A 6,872-nucleotide genomic window follows, 5' to 3' on the forward strand; every position below is an offset into this window, starting at 1 on the left:
GAGGCGGCGAAGCCGAAGGGTGCTGTTGGCGACGGATCGGTCACTGGCGGCGATGACACCGACGCAGTCGCCACGCCGAAAGCGCGGCCCGACGTCACGCAGAAGGGCCACGACATGATCGGCGATTTCCGCACTGATGCCCTGCACGATGCGCTCGGTCGCGCGCCGATCGAGGATGATATGCTGATGGCGCTGATGGTCCTGGCGTTCGCCGGCCAGAATGTCCGCATCGACTCCGGCGCAGATGGCACCTTCTACGGCGACAAGCGCTTCTCGCGTCATGCCGTCGGACTGTTTGACGAGCATGGCAAGCTCGCCTTCGATCAGGACACGCTTCGGGTCGCCGCCCGCTCGGTGCTGATCGACGTCCTCTCGTGCCGGCGAGGCATGTCGAACAGCGGCATGGTCGCGCGCATCGCCGGCGAGGCGATCGGCGCCGACGCGTTCCTGCCAAACATGGGCTCGGAAGATTTCCTCTTGTGCTTGTCGCGCCAGGCACTGGAAGCCTCTTGCGCTGAGGCAGCGGTCCAGCCGCGGCCGAAGGTCCGCGAAACCCGTACAGCGCTCGTCGAGCATTTCGCAACTAAGCACTTTGTCCATCCGGCGGGCCGCTTCGCACCGCCGGCTGACGAACTGCTCGACTGGATCCAGGCAGGCTCTGCCACAGATGTCGTCGGCGCCGGGTCGCGCGACGACGGCCGCGCTGATGATCTCGCTGAGGACCAGGATGGGGAGATCGACAACGATATGGAACGGGAAGGCATGCAGGGGGCAGACCGCCCCGATGACGCTGAGCTTGACGAGGACTTCGATCAGAGGGCCGCAGCATGACTGCCGCCCTCGATTCGAACATGACAGCATCCACCCCCGATCTTTCGGGGGTGGAGTTTGCCACCAGCGCGGACGGCCTGCCCGTGGCCCGCATCGGTGACCTGGTCCTTGGCATGATCACATCACCCAGCGGCTTTGCTTTTGTTGCAAGCGCCGGTGCGATCCGTCGGCCACTCGCCGATCTGACGCGGGCAGATTTCATCGGGCATGACGGCCGGGTTGCCGATGAGGCCGAGTTCCGGGCGCGCGTTGCCGAGACTGCTGGTCACAAACGCGATGTGGCCAAGCTGCACCGCGTGCAAACCCGCTTGTCGGTAAGCACACCATGGGGCGGATCGCAGACGGCGGTTGTCTATGCCGAGGGCGTCGTCGCTCACATGACATCAGGGCATGGCGGTTTCCATCTGTCGACAGAGCGCAATGCCAAGGTTCTTCCGCTGCTGCGGAAGGACACGCCTTGGTATGAAGAGGACTGCGAATGGGCGATCGTCGCGGTAAGTTTCCCGGACCTCTTCACCGCCTACGAGCGGTCAACGGCAGAAAAGATCATCCGCAATACCTGGCCCGACGCCTGGGAGAAAATCCATGGCCGCTCGCTCGCCGAGGGTGAGAGCTGGGTCAAGGATCGCCGGGTGTTCGATCAACGCTATGCGGCGGACTACATCGTTATGTCGGCAATCTTGTCCGATCAGCGCCCCGGCATGACGGAGGTCGTGGCGAAGATCGGCGGAGGCCATATCCGCGGTGGTGAAGAACGCCGCTTTCTGGTGGCAAGCGACGAATATGCGGTGCGGGGGCGGTTCGGCTTCGTCATCGATCTCGCTCGTCACGCTGAATATGATGGCCCCTCCTCCCTCATTGGCTGGCGAAGCCGGGGGGATGGGTCATGATCGACATCCGCCTCTTGAGGCCGCTGGCGAAAGCAATCAGCGCCCGGCGCGAGACCCAGCGGCATCTCGATTGTCTGACTCGCCAGATTGCGGCGCGCGCCGGAAGACAGGCGACCACAGTGAAGGTCCGGAGCCGCGCGCGGCGCCGGTCCAGTCCCCGTCTCTACCATCGGGAGATCGTCGACCGCCTTGCCTTCGAGCGCTGGGTCGAACTCGACATGATCGCCTGCAGGCTGGCGATGCAGGAGCAGGTCATCGGGGCGTTCCTGCATCGCGACCGCGAGCCTGTGCTGCATCCGGCGATATAGGAGGACCCGAGGCGAAAGGACCTGGCGATGTCCTACCCGGCTGCGATGTCATCGTCATGGTGGGCTTGGCCATGTCTGTCGCTTGCCTTGGGATTGATATCGGACCCGTGGCGGACTGCCCTTCTTGTTCGCTGCGGTCTGAACCGGCGGCCGGTCGTTTCAAGGCCGCTTGCGCGCCGCGGGGCGGCCGATCCAGCCTCTCTGCGCGAGGGCAGGCTCGCGGTCTGCTCAGGTCAAGACCTGCTGGCCCGCAACCCTGCCCTGCTGGCTCAGCCGGATCGGACCTGTGAAGCCGCCCGTCCCTTGCCGGTTCTTGGTAGTCCGCATCGAAGGGCAGACCGGCACGGGCCGGAACCGCTTCGGAAGCCAAGGAAGGAACAGACATGGCCAAGCCCTCTACCCCCAATCGCTCCAACACCAGGTCGTCGCAATCTCGCCGCGGTACCACCCTCGAAATGGTCCGCCTCTCCTGCCCCGACGCCACCCAGGCTTTCAAGATCGCGACAAGCTTCGGCACGGCAGTCGTCGACAGCGATGGCATCCGCAGCCTTCACGAGCGGCTGATCGTCGAGACCGCCGAACGCCTGTCCGAAGGCCTCGGCGAGAAGGCGATGCAGATCCACCTCCAGCGCATCGTCGGGGCCTTCGTCGGATCCGCGCATGGCGCCGGGCAATTCTACTCCCGCGCCGTCACCGAGGCGCGCGATGCCACGGCCAAGGCGTCCAACGACGCCCGCGATGAGGACCTCGACGGTCCGGTCGGCTATGACAGCGCCGCCCAGCGCAAGCGGGAGTTCGCGGCCGACATGGGTGTCCAATCGCACGCGCTGCGCATGGCAGCCGAGGGCGCAGTCGCGGCTTACGAACAGGTCATCGGCGAGACCTGGAAGCCTTTCGACCGGCCGGTCGAAAATCCAGGCGCATCTCTCGACCGCAAAGCAGCCGAAGCTCAGTTGGCCGCTTTCGGATAATACGAACGGCGGGGTCGCACCCCGCCCCTTCCTTCTTGTTCCTTGGCTTGCGCCTGCATGCGCCGGCCTTGTCTCAGGTCGAAAACGAAAGCTGGATGCGCGCCTATCGCGGCCCGTCCCGCTCGGCGATCCTGCAGGAGCCGGGCACCTATGCAACGGCTTTGCCGTCCTCCACGCTGTTACGGCCGTTCCGGTGCATAGCCGCACCATCGGCCCCTGACTTCGGACCTCCGTGACGGACCGCGATAGGCGCCGTCCTGAGAAAAGGAGAAGAAGTCATGACAAAGAAAGCGGAATCGGACCGTGCGGATATCTACACGCGGATCACCGATCGGATCGTTGAAGATCTCGAACAGGGCGTTCGCCCCTGGATGAAACCATGGAGCGCCGCCAACACGCATAGTCGCATTACACGGCCGATGCGCCACAACGGCCTCCCCTATTCCGGCATGAACGTGCTGCTCCTGTGGTCGGAGCAGGTATCGCGCGGCTTCTCCTCCTCGATGTGGATGACCTTCAAACAAGCCCTCGAGCTGGGCGGGGCCGTGCGAAAGGGCGAAACCGGCTCGACAGTCGTCTTCGCCAGCCGGTTCACAAAGTCGGTGGCCGACGGAAACGGCAATGATGTCGATCGAGAGATACCGTTCCTCAAGGCATATTCTGTGTTCAATATAGAGCAGATCGAGGGTTTGCCCGACACCTATCATGCTCCGCCGGCCAAGGTCCGGGATCCTGTAGAGCGAATAGCGCGCGCCGATCTCTTTTTCCGCAACACCGGCGCCGCGATCCGGCACAGCGGCGACCAGGCCTATTATTCACCTGTCATGGACTATATCCAGATGCCGCCCTTTGAGGCGTTCCGCGATGCAGCCGGGTATGCGGCCGTCCTCAGCCATGAGGCGGCGCACTGGACGGCGGCGGAACATCGCGTCGGACGAGATCTTTCGCGCTATGCGAAGGACCGGACGGATCGCGCGCGCGAAGAACTCATTGCCGAGCTCGGCAGTTGCTTCCTCTGCGCCGATCTCGGTATCGCACCGGAGCTCGAGCCGCGGCCGGATCATGCATCCTATCTGCAGTCGTGGCTATCGGTGCTGGCCAACGACAAGCGGGCGATCTTCCAGGCGGCGGCCCATGCGCAGCGCGCTGTGAGTTTCCTGCATTCCTTGCAGCCGGAAGCGGATGTGAAGGCTGCGGCCTGACGTTCAGGCGCGGCCGTCACCACCGGTGGCGGCCGCGTGATCCTCATCCCGTTGATCCTTCAGACCTTGGGAGATGTCAGTATCCAGCCTTCCCCATATCGACGGTTTTTGAGCGTCGGGTTTGGTTTGCGGGACGGTTTGCGTTCGATGATGAACGGTTTGGTCTGCTGACGCATTCATCCTCCAGGCAGCGATTCACGAGCGCAACGATATCGCACAGGACGTTGTGGGCAAGCGGGCCAACGATGGGAAGGGGCTCTGTCCCCGACTGAAGCGTGCAACGGCGTCGATGCAAGTGCGGCATGGCCAAGGGTGCCATTCTTGCCAAACGCAAGTACCGCGGAACACAATTGCCATATCCCTTCACGTCAGAGTTTCCGGCATCCCATCTGCGGGCTCGATGAGGCATGTCTGACCGGAGACCGACTGCGCCTCGATCGTCTTCCCGCAACGACAAGGCTTAAGATTTCTTACCCCGGAAGGCTGCGCCTTCCTCCTCGCCCACTAACAAATCTGCGACTTGCCGCCCTCCATTTCATTCCGGCCTTATCAGGTGCGGTCCGATCGTCCCCGGTCTTTGCGACTGCCATCGAGGCCGCGATGGGCGCGGCCCGAACAACGAAAAGGAATACGACAATGGCAACCATCGGCACATTCACCTCCACCGAAAACGGCTTCACCGGCTCCATCCGCACGCTCGCCCTCAACGTCAAAGCCCGCATCGCCCGGGTCGAGAACCCCTCCGACAAGGGCCCGCAGTTCCGCGTCTACGCCGGCAGCGTCGAGCTAGGTGCCGCCTGGCAGAAAACCTCCGAACAGGGTCGCGACTACCTCTCGGTCAAGCTCGACGATCCGAGCTTCCCGGCTCCGATCTACGCAACGCTCGCCGAAGTTGAAGGCGAGGATGGCCTCCAGCTCATCTGGTCCCGCCCGAACCGCGACTGATTGACATCACGGGGCTCCGCCACCGGCGGAGCCTTCTCCTCTTCCGAGAAGTCAAAACCGGACCCGGCATCGAGCCAGGTCCGGTTTTTTTGGGTGGCATACGGATAGCGGGGAAGCTGCTCAGATCGAGCGAGGATGCCGGGACGGAATGACGGCGTCAAGGACGAGCGGTTCCCCCAATTTTGCCGCTACGCAACAAAATCGGCTCCCCCACCCGCCGCCGCTGGCGGTCGCATCCGCGATCCCTGACCCCGCCATCCCGTCCCGCCCTGCGAAATCGTCTTTCACAAACTCAAGGAGATGAAACGATGACGATCGAACACCACATCGAAGAACTGCGCGCCGAGCTCAAGAACGCATGCGACGCTGTGGAGCGCCGCAAGATCCAGACCGAGCTGGACCTGGCTCAAGCAGAGTTGGCAATCATCACGGCAGAGCAGGACGGTAGCGTCGACGCCGAGCCGCCCTTCTGAGGGCGGTAGACGACACAGCCAGGCGTGGTCTCTGTGTAAGGTGTCGAAAGGCGGAGACATTGCACGGTGTCCTTGTCGAGCGAGGCCATCGACATCAGGGATGTTGCAGTCCGGTCGTCGGGCAGCAACTCATCGCCATCAGGATTTTCCCCGCCGCTTCGCGTCTCCTTGCGCGCCAAAATTCAGGTGTCGATAAGTCTTCCGCTTTGCTGCGGTCGTACCGATGCAACCCTCCTTGTCCCGGCCTGCGGCCGATCCCTGCGATGTCCGCAATCGACAAGGAGAAACCACCATGCAACGCCTCGCACAATTCCTGGCCGCCACAGGCCGCAAGCTTTCTTCCCTTGGCAAGGTGATCGGCCACTTTTTCCGCAAGGGCAAACTCTGCCTGAAGCTTGCGATCAAGATCCCGTTCTTCGTCGAGATCGAGATCTCCTTTGAAGCAGATTGGAGCAGGCGCCGATAACGGCGTTGTGCAACGGCCAGCAATCGTGGGCCGGTTTCAGCACCAGGGCTGTCTACGGCCCGTCCAGGTTCTGGCCAGGCCTTCCGATACGAGGATATCGCCGAGGCTCCTGCCGTCACGGATGAGGACGCGGAGCTTGCGACCGTACTTGTCTTCGTCGCGTCCGGACCATGCGCGAAGCTCGAAGGAACCCTGATTGACCAGTTCGATCAGGCGATCGGTCGCTCGATTTCCAAACGCCAGCTCCGTTGCGCATTTCGGCTCGCTGATCTCGGGAGCATCGATATCGGCAATGCGGATTTTTGCGCCCTCAATCCAGAGAGTATCTCCGTCCACGACGCAGGTGACGCGATCACCACCGAAACATTTCCGGTATGTCGTCTCCGGGCTGGTGACCATACTTGCAGCCTCAGCGACTGCAGCGATCCCAAATATGTGAGCGCCCAGCGCACAGCCGGATACTGCGATCGCGACGATGATCTTTTTCACGGGATAACGGACCTCTGGCCGAAGGCTATGGTCATTCTTCTGCAATTCAATGGTTCTCAATTTGAATTCGATCTGTCAGAGATGGTTCTCATATCGCTCGTCGGTGAAGCTGGCGCTAACGCCGCTGCAAGCTGTCCCGGTACGTATGTTGCGCCGAGTTGATTGTACGGTATCCCCGGTGGCGTTTTTGCCTGACGAGGTCGAGGAACAATTCAACCGCGTCTTTCTCTTGCTCGAAGTGATGAACCTTTAGCTGGCCTCTGGTGCCGATGCGTCCCCAGCGTCGCATAAGACAGG

Annotated in this window: 9 protein-coding genes and 1 pseudogene; 8 read left to right on the forward strand and 2 right to left on the reverse strand. The window is 62.5% G+C overall.

Annotated features, from left to right (window positions below; genetic code table 11):
* From RNA01_RS22580 to RNA01_RS23815, 8 genes and pseudogenes are all read left to right on the forward strand, one after another.
* A pseudogene (locus RNA01_RS22580) lies at positions 1–831 on the forward strand (plasmid partitioning protein); the annotation flags it as partial.
* A complete protein-coding gene (locus tag RNA01_RS22585) occupies positions 828–1,721 on the forward strand; it encodes a DUF7007 domain-containing protein (protein ID WP_147182363.1) in 894 nt (297 codons plus the stop codon). The pseudogene RNA01_RS22580 and the gene RNA01_RS22585, both read left to right, overlap by 4 nt.
* Complete coding sequence (locus RNA01_RS22590) at positions 1,718–2,029, forward strand: hypothetical protein (protein ID WP_147182364.1); 312 nt, start codon at positions 1,718–1,720, stop codon at positions 2,027–2,029. Before RNA01_RS22585 ends, RNA01_RS22590 begins: the two co-directional genes overlap by 4 nt.
* Positions 2,030–2,412: 383 nt before the next feature.
* The gene (locus RNA01_RS22595; protein ID WP_147182365.1) at positions 2,413–3,000 is read left to right on the forward strand and encodes a hypothetical protein; all 588 of its coding nucleotides are present in this window, start codon (positions 2,413–2,415) and stop codon (positions 2,998–3,000) included.
* Between the two features lie 278 nt (positions 3,001–3,278).
* Entirely contained in the window at positions 3,279–4,202 is a 924-nt protein-coding gene (locus RNA01_RS22600; protein WP_147182366.1) for an ArdC family protein, read from the forward strand.
* 636 nt (positions 4,203–4,838) lie between these two features.
* On the forward strand, positions 4,839–5,147 hold the full coding sequence (locus RNA01_RS22605; protein ID WP_018326263.1) for a DUF736 domain-containing protein: 309 nt from the start codon (positions 4,839–4,841) through the stop codon (positions 5,145–5,147).
* Positions 5,148–5,455: 308 nt separating this feature from the next.
* Positions 5,456–5,620 carry a hypothetical protein gene (locus RNA01_RS23810; protein WP_170253617.1) on the forward strand — a complete coding sequence of 55 codons (165 nt, stop codon included), beginning with the start codon at positions 5,456–5,458 and terminating at the stop codon, positions 5,618–5,620.
* A 292-nt stretch (positions 5,621–5,912) separates the two neighbouring features.
* Positions 5,913–6,086, forward strand: coding sequence for a hypothetical protein (locus RNA01_RS23815; protein ID WP_170253618.1), 174 nt, complete (start codon positions 5,913–5,915; stop codon positions 6,084–6,086).
* Between the two features lie 36 nt (positions 6,087–6,122).
* Here the strand turns inward: RNA01_RS23815 and RNA01_RS22610 are convergent, their stop codons facing one another.
* Both RNA01_RS22610 and RNA01_RS22615 read right to left on the reverse strand, forming a co-directional pair.
* Entirely contained in the window at positions 6,123–6,575 is a 453-nt protein-coding gene (locus tag RNA01_RS22610) for a thermonuclease family protein (RefSeq protein WP_307725737.1), read from the reverse strand.
* Between the two features lie 115 nt (positions 6,576–6,690).
* The coding region (locus RNA01_RS22615; RefSeq protein ID WP_147182367.1) for a WGR domain-containing protein at positions 6,691–6,872 on the reverse strand (182 nt) is incomplete at its 5' end.

It is taken from the genome of Paenirhizobium naphthalenivorans, assembly GCF_007992095.1.
Classification (GTDB): Bacteria; Pseudomonadota; Alphaproteobacteria; order Rhizobiales; family Rhizobiaceae; genus Allorhizobium; species Allorhizobium naphthalenivorans.